Source organism: Halomonas sp. A40-4 (assembly GCF_015767635.1).
Classification (GTDB): domain Bacteria; phylum Pseudomonadota; class Gammaproteobacteria; order Pseudomonadales; family Halomonadaceae; genus Vreelandella; species Vreelandella janggokensis.
This window is the reverse complement of record NZ_CP065230.1, coordinates 618,346-634,575: the sequence shown is the minus strand read 5'-3', so window position 1 is coordinate 634,575 and position 16,230 is coordinate 618,346. Positions and strand designations below refer to the sequence as shown.

17 protein-coding genes are annotated in these 16,230 nt (G+C 59.8%); 15 read left to right on the top strand and 2 right to left on the bottom strand.

Annotated elements, in window-relative coordinates:
* Positions 1-62 precede the first annotated feature (62 nt).
* Positions 63-857: an inositol monophosphatase family protein gene (locus tag IT895_RS03060; protein ID WP_066321872.1), complete on the bottom strand. Its 795-nt coding sequence runs from the start codon at positions 855-857 to the stop codon at positions 63-65.
* Between the two features lie 142 nt (positions 858-999).
* Here IT895_RS03060 and IT895_RS03055 point away from each other — a divergent pair, with 142 nt between their 5' ends.
* From IT895_RS03055 to der, 14 genes are all read left to right on the top strand, one after another.
* Entirely contained in the window at positions 1,000-1,788 is a 789-nt protein-coding gene (locus tag IT895_RS03055) for an RNA methyltransferase (RefSeq protein WP_066321873.1), read from the top strand.
* 125 nt (positions 1,789-1,913) lie between these two features.
* Positions 1,914-2,774 carry a serine O-acetyltransferase gene (cysE, locus tag IT895_RS03050; RefSeq protein ID WP_199284648.1) on the top strand — a complete coding sequence of 287 codons (861 nt, stop codon included), beginning with the start codon at positions 1,914-1,916 and terminating at the stop codon, positions 2,772-2,774.
* A gap of 76 nt (positions 2,775-2,850) precedes the next feature.
* Entirely contained in the window at positions 2,851-3,318 is a 468-nt protein-coding gene (gene iscR / locus IT895_RS03045; protein WP_066321876.1) for a Fe-S cluster assembly transcriptional regulator IscR, read from the top strand.
* 40 nt (positions 3,319-3,358) lie between these two features.
* A complete protein-coding gene (locus tag IT895_RS03040; RefSeq protein ID WP_199285396.1) occupies positions 3,359-4,516 on the top strand; it encodes an IscS subfamily cysteine desulfurase in 1,158 nt (385 codons plus the stop codon).
* A gap of 39 nt (positions 4,517-4,555) precedes the next feature.
* Positions 4,556-4,882, top strand: coding sequence for a HesB/IscA family protein (locus IT895_RS03035; protein ID WP_066321879.1), 327 nt, complete (start codon positions 4,556-4,558; stop codon positions 4,880-4,882).
* Positions 4,883-5,038: 156 nt separating this feature from the next.
* Entirely contained in the window at positions 5,039-5,464 is a 426-nt protein-coding gene (gene ndk, locus IT895_RS03030; RefSeq protein WP_085918431.1) for a nucleoside-diphosphate kinase, read from the top strand.
* Positions 5,465-5,553: 89 nt separating this feature from the next.
* The gene (gene rlmN / locus IT895_RS03025) at positions 5,554-6,732 is read left to right on the top strand and encodes a 23S rRNA (adenine(2503)-C(2))-methyltransferase RlmN (RefSeq protein WP_199284647.1); all 1,179 of its coding nucleotides are present in this window, start codon (positions 5,554-5,556) and stop codon (positions 6,730-6,732) included.
* A 97-nt stretch (positions 6,733-6,829) separates the two neighbouring features.
* Complete coding sequence (pilW, locus tag IT895_RS03020; RefSeq protein WP_199284646.1) at positions 6,830-7,567, top strand: type IV pilus biogenesis/stability protein PilW; 738 nt, start codon at positions 6,830-6,832, stop codon at positions 7,565-7,567.
* Between the two features lie 47 nt (positions 7,568-7,614).
* Positions 7,615-8,640, top strand: a complete 1,026-nt coding sequence (locus IT895_RS03015; RefSeq protein WP_199284645.1) for a RodZ domain-containing protein — start codon at positions 7,615-7,617, stop codon at positions 8,638-8,640.
* 7 nt (positions 8,641-8,647) lie between these two features.
* The gene (gene ispG / locus IT895_RS03010) at positions 8,648-9,763 is read left to right on the top strand and encodes a flavodoxin-dependent (E)-4-hydroxy-3-methylbut-2-enyl-diphosphate synthase (protein ID WP_066321885.1); all 1,116 of its coding nucleotides are present in this window, start codon (positions 8,648-8,650) and stop codon (positions 9,761-9,763) included.
* Positions 9,764-9,798: 35 nt separating this feature from the next.
* Positions 9,799-11,094: a histidine--tRNA ligase gene (hisS, locus tag IT895_RS03005; protein ID WP_199284644.1), complete on the top strand. Its 1,296-nt coding sequence runs from the start codon at positions 9,799-9,801 to the stop codon at positions 11,092-11,094.
* Between the two features lie 82 nt (positions 11,095-11,176).
* The gene (locus IT895_RS03000; RefSeq protein ID WP_199284643.1) at positions 11,177-11,833 is read left to right on the top strand and encodes a YfgM family protein; all 657 of its coding nucleotides are present in this window, start codon (positions 11,177-11,179) and stop codon (positions 11,831-11,833) included.
* A 68-nt stretch (positions 11,834-11,901) separates the two neighbouring features.
* On the top strand, positions 11,902-13,041 hold the full coding sequence (gene bamB / locus IT895_RS02995; protein ID WP_233337411.1) for an outer membrane protein assembly factor BamB: 1,140 nt from the start codon (positions 11,902-11,904) through the stop codon (positions 13,039-13,041).
* Positions 13,038-14,441 carry a ribosome biogenesis GTPase Der gene (gene der, locus IT895_RS02990; RefSeq protein ID WP_066321888.1) on the top strand — a complete coding sequence of 468 codons (1,404 nt, stop codon included), beginning with the start codon at positions 13,038-13,040 and terminating at the stop codon, positions 14,439-14,441. Before bamB ends, der begins: the two co-directional genes overlap by 4 nt.
* 4 nt (positions 14,442-14,445) lie before the next feature.
* Here the strand turns inward: der and IT895_RS02985 are convergent, their stop codons facing one another.
* The gene (locus tag IT895_RS02985; RefSeq protein ID WP_199284642.1) at positions 14,446-15,318 is read right to left on the bottom strand and encodes an ATP-binding protein; all 873 of its coding nucleotides are present in this window, start codon (positions 15,316-15,318) and stop codon (positions 14,446-14,448) included.
* A gap of 98 nt (positions 15,319-15,416) precedes the next feature.
* Between IT895_RS02985 and IT895_RS02980 the strand changes: the two genes are divergently transcribed.
* Positions 15,417-16,220: a M48 family metallopeptidase gene (locus IT895_RS02980; protein ID WP_199284641.1), complete on the top strand. Its 804-nt coding sequence runs from the start codon at positions 15,417-15,419 to the stop codon at positions 16,218-16,220.
* Positions 16,221-16,230 lie beyond the last annotated feature (10 nt).

Here is a 16,230-nt window from a genome sequence, read left to right as displayed (position 1 = left end):
CGATGATGGTATCTTGATAATCGTGTCTAGATGGGCAGCACTTAAATCTAGATGGTTAGGACTTAAACGTGTGGCGCAAGCTGTTTGATAATCGATTTATACAGACGCGGCCCCGCCGCCAGCAGCTGACTTTCGGCTTTCACGTTGGGTTGCCCGTCCGGAGTGCCCATCAATGCACCCGCCTCTTTCAATAAAAGACTGCCCACTTGAAGATCCTGCTCTTCAAGGCCCAGCACAAAGGCACTGTCGACCCGTCCCGTCGCCAACTCACAAATATCCAAGAGTCCACTGCCCGTGGCTACCAGTGTATCTATCTGGGGTGCCAACTGCTGGGTAATGGTCAGATAGGCAGGTAAATGACGGGGGCGCAGCCATGCTTCGGGAAGACTCATCGCCAGGCGGGTCGCGCTGATCGCCTTGGCTTGGCTAACCCGCATACGCTTACCGTTATGCTGGGCACCCCGGCCGCGGCTGGCGATGTATTCGTCATCGGCAAAGGGGGCGATAATCACCGCATGCTCGGGACGCCCTTTAATCAAACACACCACTGACAGCGCAAAGCCCTTACCCGCCACGGCCAGGTTGGAATAGCCGTGCAACGGCTCAATTTTCCAGACGATATCTTCGCTTTCATCCTGCCCGGGCTTGAAGGTCGTGTAACGACCGATAACGCCGTGCTGGGGATAGCCACGCTCCAGCTGCTGAACAATCGTACCTTCGGCTTTACGCGCCGTGTCTTCGAGCAACTTGTCGAGGTTGAATTCGTCGTGGGCATTTTCAATGCGCTCACGCACCTTCAAAAAATGCTCAACAGCGCTACGCGCCGCGCGCAGCGTAAATTGGACCATCGGATTCATGGTTGGGCCTTGTCACAGTGATGTTAAAGAACGTTAGGCGTAGAGATCGCCTTTGGCGCGCAATTCTAGCAGACCGCTATCGGGCACGCTATCGACTCATGCTAAACTGCGCCTTTTCCGCTTTCAGGGGTCGAGTCCTATCATGCTTGAGCGTGTCCGCATTGTACTTATTGGCACCAGCCATCCTGGCAATATCGGGGGGGTGGCCCGCGCCATGCATAATATGGGGCTCGCCGACCTGGCACTGGTGGCGCCGCGCTGCGACACCATCACCCAAGACAGCATTTCCCGCGCCTCGGGCGCCGACCACCTGCTCCACAGCGCCCAGGTGTTTGCGACCATCGAAGACGCCGTGGCGGACTGTACGCTGGCGGTGGGTGCCAGCGCCCGCTCGCGTACCCTGCCGTGGCCGATGCTATCCCCACGTGAACTGGCCGATCGTCTGCCTGCTGAATGCCAGCCAGCCGAATCTCGCGTAGCGCTGGTCTTTGGCCGCGAGGACAGCGGCCTCACCAATGCCGAGCTGCAGCGCTGCCATGCTCACGTGCATATCCCCACCAATGCCGATTTCAGCTCGCTCAACCTGGCGGCCGCCGTTCAGGTGCTCGCCTACGAATGCCGCATGGCCTGGCTGTCTCAAGCCAGCCATGAACCGAGCGCCAGCGGACCAGCCGCTACTGTTCAACCGGTCACGGTGTCCCAGGCAGACGATGATCTGGCGTCCCATGCGGCCCTTGAAAACTATTTCGAGCACCTGGAACGCGTGCTGATCACCATCGGGTTCCATGACCCCGAGAAGCCCCGCCAGCTCATGGCGCGCCTGCGGCGTCTTTACCTTCGCGCCCGTCCTGAACAGATGGAAATGAATATCCTACGCGGGATTTTATCCGCCACTGAAAAGGCGACGCAGCACAAGCAACCCCGTGAGTGAGGCGCTAGACTTGAAGAGAGCGCCAAGTGCCCCCAATATCAGACGTCTACTGCGCTTGATTACCCTGCGATGCGGGTCAAAACCGCCCGGTGACAAATCGAACTGCCAACGCCCAAGGGATCCCCATGTTTCAACGCCTGCGTGAAGATATTAACAGCGTCTTTGAGCGCGACCCGGCCGCCCGCAACTTTCTTGAGGTGCTGACCAACTACCCTGGGCTTCATGCGTTGCTGCTGCATCGTTGCAGTCACTGGCTGTGGCAAAAAAACCTCAAGTGGCTATCGCGCTCGATGTCGACATTCGGTCGCTGGCTGACGGGCATCGAAATCCATCCCGGCGCGACCATCGGGCGGCGGTTTTTTATTGACCACGGCATGGGCGTGGTGATTGGCGAGACCGCCATCGTGGGCAATGACGTGACGCTCTATCAGGGCGTCACCCTGGGGGGCACCAGCTGGCACAAGGGCAAACGCCACCCGACGCTGGGCGATGGCGTGATCGTCGGCGCAGGTGCCAAAATCCTCGGCCCCTTTACCGTCGGTGCGGGGGCTAAAATCGGCTCCAATGCCGTGGTTACCAAGGAAGTGCCGGCCGGGGCGACGGTGGTCGGCATTCCGGGCAAGGTGGTGAAGCGTGCCGAGCCGGATGTGGAAGAAGCCCTTGACGTCGACCCGGCTCGCCGCGAGGCCATCTGCCAGAAGTTTGGTTTTGATGCCTACGGCGTGAGCGAGGACATGCCCGACCCGGTCGCCCGCTCCATGCAGGCCATGCTGGATCACATGCACGCCGTGGACGAACGCATCGAACGTATGTGCTCGACGCTTCGCAAACTGGATGCCAGCTATCGCGACGGTCAGTTGCCAGCGCTGCGCGATGAGGATTTCGCCGACATTCTGGATGAGGCAGACGGTGCCTGCTCAGGTTTAGGCAAGCGTACCTCTCCGACGGCCTCAACCGAGCAGGACGCCTCATCGGGTAATGGTTGACCAAAGCACTCGGGTTTTCCCATAATGGCGACACATTTGCCGTTAGCGCTGAGCCACCGGCGTCGAGGTACCTGTCATGCGTTTGACTACCAAAGGGCGTTACGCTGTAACCGCCATGCTGGACTTGGCACTCAATGCCCAGCATGGGCCCACCAGCCTTAGCGATATTTCACAACGTCAGGAAATATCGCTGTCGTATCTTGAGCAGCTGTTTGCCCTGCTGCGCCGTTACGGGCTGGTGAATAGCGTGCGCGGCCCGGGTGGCGGTTACCTCCTCGCCCACGCGCCCGACAGCATCAGCGTTTCCCAGGTGATTGACGCGGTTAACGAAACCGTTGACGCCACACGCTGCCAGGGGCTTTCAGACTGCCAGCAGGGAGATACCTGCCTGACACACCATTTATGGTGTGATCTATCGGCGCAGATCCGCCATTTTCTCAACGACGTCACGCTGGCTCAATTGATGCAGCGACCTGATGTAATGCAGGTCGCCGAACGCCAGCAGCAACGGGTCGCAGCGGGTATTCTTGCTTCGTCAACTTGATAATCAAGCGACCTCTTTCCACCACAGGTACATGACCACGATGACTGCTGCTTCGCTTCCCATTTACCTTGATTATGCCGCCACGACGCCGGTCGACCAGCGCGTGGCCGAGGTGATGCAGCGCTACCTGACAGTGGATCAGCTGTTCGCCAACCCTGCTTCGCGCAGCCACATGCTTGGCTGGCAGGCGGAGCAGGCCGTAGAGCAGGCGCGTCGCCAGGTGGCCGATACGATCGGCGCCGACCCACGCGAAATCGTCTGGACCAGCGGTGCCACCGAGGCCGACAACCTGGCACTGATCGGCTTCATGCGCGCCAATCGCGAACGCGGCATGCACCTGGTGACGTCAACCATTGAACACAAGGCGATTGTCGACACCGCCCTGGCGCTTGAACACGAGGGCTTTGAGGTTACCTGGCTGACGCCGGGACCCGACGGCTGCATCCAGCCCGATCAACTGCGGGAGGCCATGCGGGATGACACCGCGCTGGTCTCGCTGATGGCGGTCAACAACGAGCTCGGCAGCATCAACGACATCGCCGCCCTGGCCGCCGTGGCCCATGAGTTTGGCGCGGTTTTCCATTGCGATGCCGCCCAGGCCGTCGGCCGCATCGAGCTCTCGGTAGCCGCCCAGCAGGTGGACCTGATGTCACTGTCGGGCCATAAGGCCTACGGACCGAAGGGCGTGGGGGCGCTCTACGTGAAGCGCCATCCGGATATCCGCCTCGAAGCGCTGATTCACGGCGGCGGCCACGAGCGGGGGATGCGCTCCGGCACCCTGCCCACGCATCAAATTGCCGGCATGGGCGAAGCCTTTGACCTGATGCAGCAGCAACAGGCTGCAGACCAGGCGCATATCACCCAGCTGCAGCAACGCTTTTTAAAAGGACTGGAGGGGTTGGACGGTGTCTATGCCAATACCCCTATTTCCCGGGCAGTCCCCAACATCTTGAACCTCGCCTTTGAAGGCGTGGAGGGTGAATCGCTACTGATGGGGCTGCGCGATGTCGCTGTTTCTACCGGTTCTGCGTGCAACTCTGCCAGCGTAGATCCATCATACGTATTACTAGGCATTGGCGTACCGCGACGTCTTGCCCTCTCGTCGATTCGTTTCAGCTTCGGGCGCTTTACCACCGAGGCTGACATCGACCACGCCATAACGCTCATCCGCCACGCGGTGAGCGGGCTGCGCGCTTAGTAGCGCTAAGCGGCTGACTACTTACAGGAGGACGCCTCAATGGCCACACTCAACATTACCCCAGCTGCCGCCCAGCAGATCCAACATGTGCTCGACGAACGCGGTCAAGGCCTGGGCCTGCGCGTTTCCGTCAAGCCCAGCGGCTGCTCGGGCTATAGCTATGTACTGGACTTCGCCGACCAGGTGAACGACGAGGACGTTCGCTTTGAAGCCAACGGGGCGAGCGTTTACGTTGCCCCGGACGCCGTGGAGATGCTCGACGGCAGTGAAGTCGATTACGTTAACGAAGGGCTGAATCGCTTTTTCCGTTTCAATAACCCCAACGTAAAAGACGAATGCGGCTGCGGCGAAAGCTTTACCGTCTAGTGCGCGTTACAGGCTCATGGCAGGGCGGTATTCATCCCCCGGCTTAAGCGCTATAATCGCGCCACTCGTTAGCCAAGATGGCTGACGACCCCTTATTTGTACCGCCCCGGCCCACCGGGGCGGCAATCTTTTTCATCCTTTCAGGAGACGCTGAACATGGCAACTGAACGCACGCTATCCATCATCAAGCCCGACGCCGTAGCCAAAAACGCCATTGGCGAGATCATCGCCCGTTTTGAGAACGCCGGGCTGCGCGTGGTCGCCGCAAAAATGCTGCACCTGTCTGAAGAAAAAGCCGGCGGCTTTTACGCTGAGCATAAAGAGCGTCCGTTCTTCAAGGACCTGGTCGGTTTCATGACCTCAGGCCCGGTTGTCGTGCAAGTGCTTGAAGGCGAAGGCGCGGTTGCCAAAAATCGCGACTTGATGGGAGCCACCAACCCCAAGGAAGCCGCAGCCGGCACGATTCGCGCCGATTTTGCGGAAACAATCGACGCCAACGCTGTCCATGGCTCTGACTCTGTGGAAAGCGCCGAGCGCGAAATTAACTACTTCTTCAGCAACGACGAAATCTGCCCGCGCTAGCCTTTAAGGTAGCGCCGCCGTTTCAACGTCTGTTGCCGGCCATTTACGCGGGGGCTTCGCCCTCGCCATTTCCCAATACGCTGACCGCCATGACCACCACCGTAGCCCAACATACGCCTAGCTCTGCCCCCCAACATACGCCCAGCGCAAAAGCGACGCCCGAGCGTCAAAACCTGCTGGGTATGTCGCGCGAGCAGATGGCGGCCTTTTTTGTCTCTATCGGCGAAAAGAAATTTCGTGCCGCCCAGGTGATGAAGTGGATTCACATCGAAGGGTGCGATGACTTTTCCGCGATGACCAACCTGTCGAAACCGCTGCGGGAAAAGCTCGCCCAGGTGGCGGAAATTCGCGGGCCGGGGGTGATCTACGAGGGCACTTCGAGCGATGGCACACGCAAGTGGGTGCTGGAAGTGGAAGACGGCAGCTACGTCGAGACCGTGCTGATCCCTGCCGAAAACGGTAAGCGCCGCACCCTGTGCGTTTCTTCCCAGGTGGGCTGCTCGCTGGACTGCAGCTTCTGCTCGACCGGCAAGCAAGGCTTTCAGCGCAACCTCACTGCCGCTGAAATCATCGGCCAGGTGTGGGTCGCCCAGCGCAGCGTCGGCCCGCGGCGGGACACTGCCAACCGGCCGGTGACCAATGTGGTGATGATGGGCATGGGCGAGCCGCTCCTCAACTATGATAACGTCGTGCCGGCCATGAAGCTGATGCTCGACGACGACGGCTATGGCCTGTCCAAGCGCCGGGTCACGCTTTCCACCTCAGGCGTGGTACCCATGCTGGACAAGCTCGGCGATGAGCTTGACGTCAGCCTGGCAGTGTCGCTTCACGCCGCCAACGATGAGCTGCGTAACGAACTCGTACCGCTAAATCGCAAGTACAACATACGGTCATTGATGGATGCCTGTCACCGCTATTTGGCTAAATGCCCAGAAAACCGGTTGGTGACCATCGAATATACCCTGATCAAAGACGTCAATGACCAGCAAGAGCACGCCGAGCAGTTAGCGGCGCTGCTCGACGAGCTACCCTGTAAAATCAATTTGATTCCGTTCAACCCGTTCCCCAACTCCGGGTATGAAACACCATCGCGGAACCAGACAATGCGTTTCCAGCAGTGGCTGCACGACTTGGGCTACACTGCTCCCATTCGGTCGACGCGCGGCGATGATATTGATGCCGCCTGCGGACAGCTTGTGGGCCGGGTGAAGGATCGCACCAAACGCAGCGCCCGCTATATCCAATCGATTCAATTGGATGCCGACTGATGAGACGCCTTCTTGACTTCCGGTTAACACAACGCTTTGATGGACACGGTTTAATTTAGCGATCCCCCTTTTTTACCGTTACCTTGCGAGGATCTACATGATGTGTCACCGCAGGCTTTACCACCCATCTCGGGTGTCCTTGCTCGCCGCGCTGATCGGCAGCATGTGGCTAGCCGGCTGTGCCTCTACCTCCAATGTACCCTCCTCGCCGTCACCTCCCGAGGCCGCATCAGCCTATACCCAGCTCGGCGTTGCCTACCTGGAACGCGACAACCTGCCAAGAGCACTCAATGCACTGGACCGTGCGCTTGAGATCGCCCCCGATAATGCGGAAGCGCTGCAGGCCATCGCGCTGGTTTACCAGCAGCAAGGGGAAAGCAACCTGGCTGACCAGCATTTCCAACGTGCTATCGAGACGGCGCCCGAGTTTACCCGTGCGCGTAACAATTACGCCGCGTTTCTTTACCAAGAGGGGCAAGTGGAAGCCGCCTGCAACCAACTGGAAATCGCTTCCCGGGATGCCCAGTACGATAATCGCACCCAACTTTTTGCCAATTTAGGGCAATGCTATATGGCCCTGGGCAAGACCGAATTAGCGCGCGAGCGATTTAAACGCGCGCAACAAATCGATCCGCGCAACCCACGCGGCTATTTAATGTTAGCTGAACTCGAATATTCACAGGGCAATTACGCCGAGGCATGGTCTCCGCTGCAAAAGCACCTGCAGCTTGCCGGGCCGAGCCAGGAGGCGTTGACGCTGGCCATTGATATTGCCGAAGCCCGAGGCGATCGCGCCGCTGTGGCCGACTATCAACGTCAGCTGAGAGCCAATTGAGCGATGGACGCCCTGATCACCGATTATTTAATGAAGGATGCTCAGCCATGAGCGAGACACTGTCACAATCGAGCGATACCCCAGACGTTAATGACTCCCCCGGCGAGCTGCTGGCCCGCCGACGTAAACAACTCGACATCAACCTGAACGATGCCGCTCGGGCGCTGAACCTGCGCCCTGCCGTCGTGGATGGTCTCGAGCGCGATGATTACAGCGAAATCCCGGTGGTGACCTATCGCCGCGGTTATCTGCGGGCCTATGCCAAGTATCTCGACCTCGATGAGCGACAGATACTCGAAGCTTACCGGGCACGCTTTGGCGAAGCCGATGTTGAACGCAAAGTCACGCCGGTAGCCGTCACCAAGCCGCCCTCACGCCTGGGCGCCTGGTTGTTCAAGCTGGTCACGTTGTTGGTCATCGTGGCGTTGATTGCCGTTACCGTCATGTGGTGGCAGAGCCGCGGGGGGAGCGAGCTCCCCGACCTGGATTCATCGTCATCAATGGACGCACCCGCAGAGCAGGATCAGGCAGGGGATTTATCCAGCGAGCCCACGCAGACTGAACCGGCTGTTTCGTCCAGCGACCCCGAAGAAGAAGCACCGACATTTGACGACCTGGTCGCTGAAGATGACACCAGCACAGCACAGAGCAATCTTGCCGCTGAAAACACCGCGGACGATACCAGCGAAACCAGTAACGATACCTCCTCAACCGAGCCTGACCCTGCATCGCTGGCCGATGGCGATGAGGCGACTCAGGCCAACAATCTGGCAACCACGGATAGCGAGGATGATGACAGCAGCAACGATGACGGCAACAACGACGCCAACCCTAACCTTCTGACGCTGACCTTCAACGAACAGTCATGGACCGAAATTATCGATGCTGACAACCAGCGCGTGCTGGTAGGACTTCAAGAACCTGGCACGTCTGCCAGTGTCGAAGGTCAGCCACCGTTCCGGCTCACAGTGGGCAACGTCACTGGCGTTGAAATGCGCTATCAAGGCGAAGACGTCGACTTGACCTCGCGCGCAGGCGCCAACAACGTGGCTCGCTTCACTCTGGGAGAGTAACCGACTTATGCACGCTCATTCGCCCATCAAGCGCCGGGCTTCGCGCCAAATCCATGTGGGGAACGTTGCCGTTGGCGGAGATGCGCCCATCGCCGTTCAGAGCATGACCAACACGGACACACTGGACGTCGAGGCAACCGTTGCGCAAATAGCCCAGTTAGAGAAAGCCGGGGCTGATATCGTTCGCGTGTCAGTACCCGACATGGACGCTGCCGAGGCCTTTGGCAAAATCAAGCGCCAGGCCAACGTGCCGCTGGTCGCCGACATCCACTTTGACTATAAAATCGCCCTGCGCGTGGCCGAGCTGGGTGTTGACTGCCTGCGCATCAACCCTGGCAACATTGGTCGGGAAGACCGCGTCCGCGCGGTAGTCAGCGCGGCTCGCGAGCACGGCATTCCCCTGCGTATCGGCGTGAACGCGGGGTCTCTCGAGAAAGACCTGCAGAAGAAATACGGCGAACCGACACCGGCAGCCCTGGTCGAATCGGCGATGCGCCATATCGACTACCTGGATCGCCTGGATTTCCCCGACTTCAAGGTCAGCGTCAAGGCCTCGGATGTCTTCATGGCCGTGGCCGCCTACCGCGACCTGGCAACGCGCATTGAACAGCCACTCCACCTGGGTATTACCGAAGCCGGCGGACTACGCTCCGGCACGGTCAAATCCTCCATCGGCCTTGGCATGCTGCTGATGGATGGCATTGGCGATACGATTCGCGTCTCGCTCGCGGCTGACCCGGTGGAGGAAATCAAGGTCGGCTATGACATGCTGAAGAGCCTCAAGCTGCGCTCCAAAGGCATCAACTTTATTGCCTGCCCAAGCTGCTCGCGGCAGAATTTCGATGTCATCAGCACCATGAACCAGCTTGAAGAACGGCTGGAAGACGTCATGACACCGCTTGACGTGTCGGTCATTGGCTGTGTCGTCAACGGGCCTGGCGAAGCCAAGGAAACCGACATTGGCCTGACCGGCGGCAGCCCCGCCAACCTGGTGTATATCGACGGCAAGCCGTCCAGCAAATTGCGCAACGACCACCTTGTCGATGACTTGGAGCGGCTGATCCGCGACAAAGTACGTGAAAAACAGCAGCAGGAAGACAACACGATCGCCCGCAGCGTTTAAGCACGACGCGGGATAGCCGACCCAGGGAGTTTGCCTTGAGCAAGTCTGTAGCAAAAAAAATTCAAGCCATTCGAGGCATGAACGATCTATTGCCCAGCGAGAGCCCTCGCTGGCAATTTTTTGAAGGAATAGTCCGCCAGTTGATGCAGCGTTACGGTTTTGCGGAAATCCGCACGCCGATCGTCGAGCAGACGGCGCTGTTTGCACGCTCCATCGGCGAAGTCACCGACATTGTCGAAAAGGAGATGTATACCTTCGAAGACCGAAACGGAGACAGCCTTACCCTGCGTCCCGAAGGTACCGCCAGCTGCGTACGCGCGGCCATGGAAAACGGGCTTCTGTACAACCAGACCCAGCGGTTGTGGTACCAGGGGCCGATGTTCCGCCATGAGCGGCCCCAGAAGGGCCGCTACCGCCAGTTTCACCAGGTCGGTATCGAGGCTTACGGTTTTGAAGGCCCGGACATTGATGCCGAGGTGATTCTGCTCTCTGCTCGGCTGTGGAAAGAGCTGGGGCTGATGGAGCATGTCACCCTCGAGCTTAACTCGCTGGGCTCAAGCGAAGCCCGCGCGGCTTACCGCGACAAGCTGGTCGCCTATTTCGAGCAGCACCGCGACGTCCTCGACGAGGACGCCAAGCGGCGGCTGAACAGCAATCCGCTGCGCATTCTCGACTCCAAGAACCCTGCCATGGCGGAGATGCTCGACGGCGCACCACGCTTGCTGGATAACCTCGACGAGCCCTCGCAGGCCCACTTTGAGCAGCTAAAAGCCATGCTCGACGCGGCGGGTATTGCCTATGTCATCAACCCACGGCTGGTTCGCGGTCTCGACTACTACTCGCGCACCGTCTTTGAGTGGACCACGACAGCGCTGGGCAGCCAGGGCACCGTATGCGCTGGCGGCCGCTACGACGGCCTCGTCGAGCAGTTGGGCGGCAAACCCACTCCAGGCGTTGGTTTTGCCATGGGTGTTGAGCGCCTGATTCTGCTGCTCGAGACCCTTGATTTAATACCCGACGAAGCGGGTAGCGACGTGTATGTGCTGGCGATGGACGATACCGCGACGGTCGCCGCGATCACCCTGGCCGAGCAGCTTCGCAGTGAACTGCCCTGGCTTCGCCTGCAACTGCATTGCGGCGGCGGCAGTTTCAAGAGCCGCATGAAAAAAGCCGATAAAAGCGGTGCCGCGTATGCCCTGCTGCTTGGCGAAGACGAAATAGCCGAGCACACCGTCACGCTCAAGGCCCTGCGCGACGACCAGGCACAGCAACGCGTTCCCCAGGCAATGCTGGCCCACACGCTCAGCGAGCAGCTGCCCAACACACCATAAACGGGTGGCAGGCATCGCCTGCCTCTCAACCCATCATGACCGTTGCCGTAAGCGGCGGTTATTGCTGAATAGGAGACCGCCCGTGGCGGATAGAAGCGAAGACGAACAGCTGGATGTGATCAAGCGCTGGTGGAAAGAAAACGGCACGTCACTGATCGCTGGCGCTGCACTGGCGGCAGCCGGCGTATTCGGCTGGAACGCCTGGCAGGATTATCAAGCCGACAAAGCCGAGGCGGCCTCAGTACGCTATCAGCAGTTGGTTAGCCTCGCCGCTGGCAACGAGCTCGAAGGCGACCAGCTCAGTGAAGCCCGTGAGATGGTCGACGAGATCGTCAGTGAGCATGACGACACCCTGTACGCTGAATTGGCCTTGCTGCTTGATGCCCGCCTGGCTGTCCAGCAGGATGACCTGGACAGCGCCGTTGAGTCGCTTACCCAGGTGGCGGAATCCTCATCGCGGCGCTATGTGCAAAGCCTTGCCTGGCTGCGGTTAGCGCGTCTCGCCATTGCCAACGAGGACCCCGAACGCGCGCTCGAATTACTCGATGAACCGATCACCGAACCCCTGGCAGCCCAACAAGCCAACGTGCGAGGCGACGCTTACATGGCACTTGGCCAGAACGATCAGGCTCGCAACGCCTGGCAGGATGCTCTCGAGCTGGCACAGCAACAAGGCCAGCCGCTATACGGCGTGCAGTTCAAGCTTGACGATCTCGGCGCTGAGGAGACAGCTCAATGACCCCCCTGTTTTCAACATCAATGTTTTCAAGATCTACATTTTCGAAACGCACCTTTTCAACCCCCGCCATGCGTGTGGCCCTGGGCGCCGCTGCACTGGCCCTCCTGGCTGGCTGTGCGAGCAAAAGCGAACCCGCCTACACGCCCAAAGAGCTTAAAAGTTTCGAAGCAACCTCAACCCTTGAGACGCTTTGGGAAGAGGACGTAGGCGACGGCCTGGGTCGAGCGCGTTACCCCATTGCACCAGCGCGCGAAGGCGATAACGTCTTCGCCGCCGACGCGCAAGGCGTGGTGATGTCGTTTAGCGCCGACGACGGCGAAGAACGCTGGGAAGTCGACCTGGACACGCCGATTTCCAGTGCCTTGACCGCGATTGCCGGACAGGTCTATCTGGGCACGCGCAACGGCGAAGTCATTTCCCTGGACCAAAGCAATGGCAGCGTTAACTGGCGCTCGCGGGTCTCCAGCGAAGTGCTGGCAGCCCCCCAGGCCAACCCGGAATTGCTGGTCGTGCAAAGCATCGACGGCCAGGTGACCGCCCTTGACCGCGCAAGCGGTGACGAACGCTGGGTCTTTTCCGGTTCACTGCCGTCACTGACACTGCGCGGTACCGGCACGCCGATGGTTATCGAGCCCGTCAGCTTTGTCGGCCTGGCCAACGGCCGGTTGACGACCATCGACAACCGTAACGGCCAGCCATTGTGGGATATGCAAATCGCCACGCCGCAAGGTCGCAGCGAAGTCGAACGCCTTGTCGATCTTGCCGGTCAGCCTGTGCTCAGCCGCGAAGGCCGCCTGTTCGTGACCAGTTATAACGGCCAGCTGGTGGCACTGGAGGCAACCCGCGGCAATGTTATATGGGAACGCGAGCTCTCCAGCCGCCACACGCCCCTACTGGTGGGTGACCTGCTGTTTGTGGTCACCGACGACAGCCACGTGGTCGCCATTGACAGCACCAATGGCCAGGAAGTGTGGCGCAACGACGCCCTGGAAGATCGCTGGCTGACGGCCCCCGCCTTCGCTGACGGGCGTGTGGTGGTGGGTGACTTTGAAGGCTATGTGCACCTGATCGACGCCCGCGAAGGTGAGCTGGTGGGTCGCACCGAAGTCGACAGCTCGGGCATTAGCGTCCCGGCGGTCACTGAAGGCGACGTGATTCACGTGCTGGCCAATGACGGACATTTTGAAACGCTGGAAGTCTCTCCATGACACCTGTGATTGCGCTAGTTGGCCGCCCTAACGTGGGCAAGTCGACGCTGTTTAACCGCCTTACCCGCTCGCGGGATGCGCTGGTCGCCGACTTTCCTGGCCTGACCCGTGATCGCAAGTATGGCAACGGCATGCTGGGCAATAAAGCCTATACGGTGATCGACACCGGCGGCATCAGCGGCGACGAACAAGGCATCGATGCGGCCATGGCGGAGCAATCGCTGGCCGCCATCGACGAAGCGGATATCGTGCTGTTCATGGTTGATGCGCGGGCAGGTTTGAACATGGCCGACGAGGCCATTGCCAACCACCTGCGGGTCAACCAGAAGAAAACCTGGCTGGTGGTCAACAAGACCGATGGGTTGGAAGAACACTCGGCCATGGGCGATTTCTGGTCGCTTGGCCTGGGTGACCCATGGCCGATTGCGGCGGCTCACGGTCGCAACGTCTCGACCCTGATGGATACGGTGCTCGAGCCCTTCCCCGAACGCGATGCCGACATACCCGCCGACACCGGCACCAAGGGCATTCGTATCGGCGTGATCGGGCGGCCCAATGTGGGCAAATCGACGCTGGTCAACCGCCTGCTGGGCGAAGAGCGTGTGGTTGTCTTCGATGAAGCCGGTACCACGCGTGACGCCATCGAGATTCCTTTCGAGCGCCGCGGCAAGCCTTATGTGCTGGTTGATACCGCCGGGGTCCGGCGACGCAAGAACGTCAGTGAAGTGGCCGAAAAGTTTTCCATCATCAAGACCCTGGATGCCATTAAGGAATGCCATGTGGCGGTCATGGTGCTGGATGCGCGCAGTGGGCTGGTCGAGCAGGACCTGCACCTGCTCGATTACGTGCTTACCTCCGGCCGTGCCCTGGTGCTGGCCGTCAATAAATGGGACGGACTGGAAAGCGAAGCCAAGGACAAGATGCGTAACGAGATCAAGCGCCGCCTGGGCTTTGCCGACTATGCCGAGATGCACTTTATCTCGGCGCTGCACGGCACGGCGGTAGGCGATCTCTATCCGTCGATCGAGCGAGCCTTCAATGCCGCCAACGCCCACTGGTCCACCAATCGCCTGACCACGCTGCTTCAGGATGCCGTCAGCCAGCACCCGCCGCCGATGATCCATGGGCGACGCATCAAGCTGCGCATGGCCCACCAGGGCGGCAGCAATCCACCGATCATCGTCGTGCATGGCAATCAGACCGAGGCACTGCCGGACGCCTACCGCCGCTACCTGACGAACACCTTCCGCAAGGTGTTGAAAGTGCGCGGCACGCCCATGCGCTTCGAGTTTCGCTCCGGCAACAATCCCTTCGATCACATGGCAGGCGCCAGCGACAAGGAAAAAGCCAAAAAGCGCGAGCTCAACCGTACCAAAGAGGCACGCAAAAGCCGCCGTTAAACGTCTAAGCCTTGTCGTGCAATCCCTTGCGGCCTACCCAGTGGGCCGCAAACTGCCAGGCAGTGCGGCCGCTGCGACCGCCTCGCAGGGTCGCAAAGCGCAGCGCTTCAGCACGCGCCTCATCATCCCAGCTGACGTTTTCGCTGCTGACCCGCGCGACCCAATGAGCGCACACGTCCAGGTAGGTTGCCTGGTTAAAGGGATGAAAGCTGAGCCATAGCCCAAAGCGGTCCGACAGCGAGATTTTCTCCTCCACCGCATCGCCATGGTGCAATTCCTCACCGACCAGCTGCGAGCCGCTGTTGTCGTCCATCGATTCGGGCAGCAAATGACGACGGTTCGAGGTGGCATACAGCAATACGTTTTCCGGCGGGCCGGTGAGCGCCCCATCGAGTACGCTCTTGAGCGCCTTGTAGGCATCGTCGTTGCCCTCGAAAGAGAGGTCGTCACAGTACACGACGAAGCGTTGTGGCTGATGACGCAGCTGTTCGACCAGTACCGGCAAGCTGGCGAGTTCATGGCGGTCAATCTGAACCAGGCGTAGCCCCTCACCTGCCAGTGCGTTAAGCAGCGCGCGTACCACCGACGACTTGCCGCTGCCTCGCGCGCCCCAAAGTAGCGCGTGGTTGGCCGGCAAGCCTTGTAGAAACGCCCGGGTATTATCCACCAGCGCCTGCTTTTGCCGTTCAATGCCCAGCAGGTCGTCAAGCGCTAGCGCATCCCTTGGCGGCACCGCCACCAGACGCCCGCCCAGCGGGTGACGCTGCCACAGCGCGGCGACTTCCGTCTGCCAATTAACCGGTTCGGCTGCGGGTGGTAACCAATGGTCCAGTCGATCGAGTAAGTGGGTTAAGCGCTGGCTTAATTCGGCATCCATAACGACTCTCTTGGTGAATTATTCGCATGAGGATTGATTTACCCTGTACAGCCGTTATCTTGGGGCAAGGAATTCACTTTCACAAAAGGAAATACACCATGCGCTGGTTTCGCCCTCTCGCCATTACGGCCCTGTGTCTTGCTGTTGCGGCCTGTTCGACATCGCCTACCGGGCGCTCACAGCTGTTGTTGTTATCCGACGAGGAACTCAACAACATGGGTAGCCAGGCCTTTAACCAGTATCAGCAGGAATTGCCCAGTGCCGGTCAGGCAAGCCAGCGCTACGCGCAATGCATTGCCAATGCCATTGTCGCGGAACTCCCTCAGGACCAGCAGCAGATGGACTGGCAAATCCGTGTCTTCGAGGCTGAAGAGCCTAACGCCTTTGCGCTACCCGGCGGCTATATGGGCTTACATACCGGCATGCTGGATATCGCCACCAATCAGGACCAGGTGGCGTCAGTGGTCGCCCACGAAATCGGCCACGTGCTCGCCAAGCACTCCAATGAGCGGGCATCGACCCAAAGCGCGACCCAACTGGGGCTTTCCGTCATTTCCAGCGCTTCCGGCCTGGAAGGCGCAGGTGGTGAGCAGCTGATGGGCGTCCTTGGCATGGGGGCACGATACGGCATCATGCTGCCCTTCTCGCGTCGCCATGAAAGCGAAGCGGATACCATTGGCCTGGAGTTGATGGCCCGGGCCGGGTTTGACCCGCGTGAGAGCGTCACGCTGTGGCAAAACATGCAGCAAGCATCTGGCGGTGGCGCACCGCCGGCCTGGATGTCGACCCACCCAAGCCAAGGCCAGCGGATTGAAGGGCTGCAAGCGAGCATGAGCAATGCCATGGCCACCTTTGAACAGGCGCGCAACAACGGCCGCACGCCCAACTGTCCACGCCCATAATAAACAACCG

Excerpts from the sequence above, each read along its gene's own strand:
- IT895_RS03060 (WP_066321872.1), bottom strand. The coding sequence starts at position 857 with ATGAATCCGATGGTCCAATTTACGCTGCGCGCGGCGCGTAGCGCTGTT.
- IT895_RS03055 (WP_066321873.1), top strand. The coding sequence starts at position 1,000 with ATGCTTGAGCGTGTCCGCATTGTACTTATTGGCACCAGCCATCCTGGC.
- cysE (WP_199284648.1), top strand. The coding sequence starts at position 1,914 with ATGTTTCAACGCCTGCGTGAAGATATTAACAGCGTCTTTGAGCGCGAC.
- iscR (WP_066321876.1), top strand. The coding sequence starts at position 2,851 with ATGCGTTTGACTACCAAAGGGCGTTACGCTGTAACCGCCATGCTGGAC.
- IT895_RS03040 (WP_199285396.1), top strand. The coding sequence starts at position 3,359 with ATGACTGCTGCTTCGCTTCCCATTTACCTTGATTATGCCGCCACGACG.
- IT895_RS03035 (WP_066321879.1), top strand. The coding sequence starts at position 4,556 with ATGGCCACACTCAACATTACCCCAGCTGCCGCCCAGCAGATCCAACAT.
- ndk (WP_085918431.1), top strand. The coding sequence starts at position 5,039 with ATGGCAACTGAACGCACGCTATCCATCATCAAGCCCGACGCCGTAGCC.
- rlmN (WP_199284647.1), top strand. The coding sequence starts at position 5,554 with ATGACCACCACCGTAGCCCAACATACGCCTAGCTCTGCCCCCCAACAT.
- pilW (WP_199284646.1), top strand. The coding sequence starts at position 6,830 with ATGATGTGTCACCGCAGGCTTTACCACCCATCTCGGGTGTCCTTGCTC.
- IT895_RS03015 (WP_199284645.1), top strand. The coding sequence starts at position 7,615 with ATGAGCGAGACACTGTCACAATCGAGCGATACCCCAGACGTTAATGAC.
- ispG (WP_066321885.1), top strand. The coding sequence starts at position 8,648 with ATGCACGCTCATTCGCCCATCAAGCGCCGGGCTTCGCGCCAAATCCAT.
- bamB (WP_233337411.1), top strand. The coding sequence starts at position 11,902 with ATGCGTGTGGCCCTGGGCGCCGCTGCACTGGCCCTCCTGGCTGGCTGT.
- der (WP_066321888.1), top strand. The coding sequence starts at position 13,038 with ATGACACCTGTGATTGCGCTAGTTGGCCGCCCTAACGTGGGCAAGTCG.
- IT895_RS02985 (WP_199284642.1), bottom strand. The coding sequence starts at position 15,318 with ATGGATGCCGAATTAAGCCAGCGCTTAACCCACTTACTCGATCGACTG.
- IT895_RS02980 (WP_199284641.1), top strand. The coding sequence starts at position 15,417 with ATGCGCTGGTTTCGCCCTCTCGCCATTACGGCCCTGTGTCTTGCTGTT.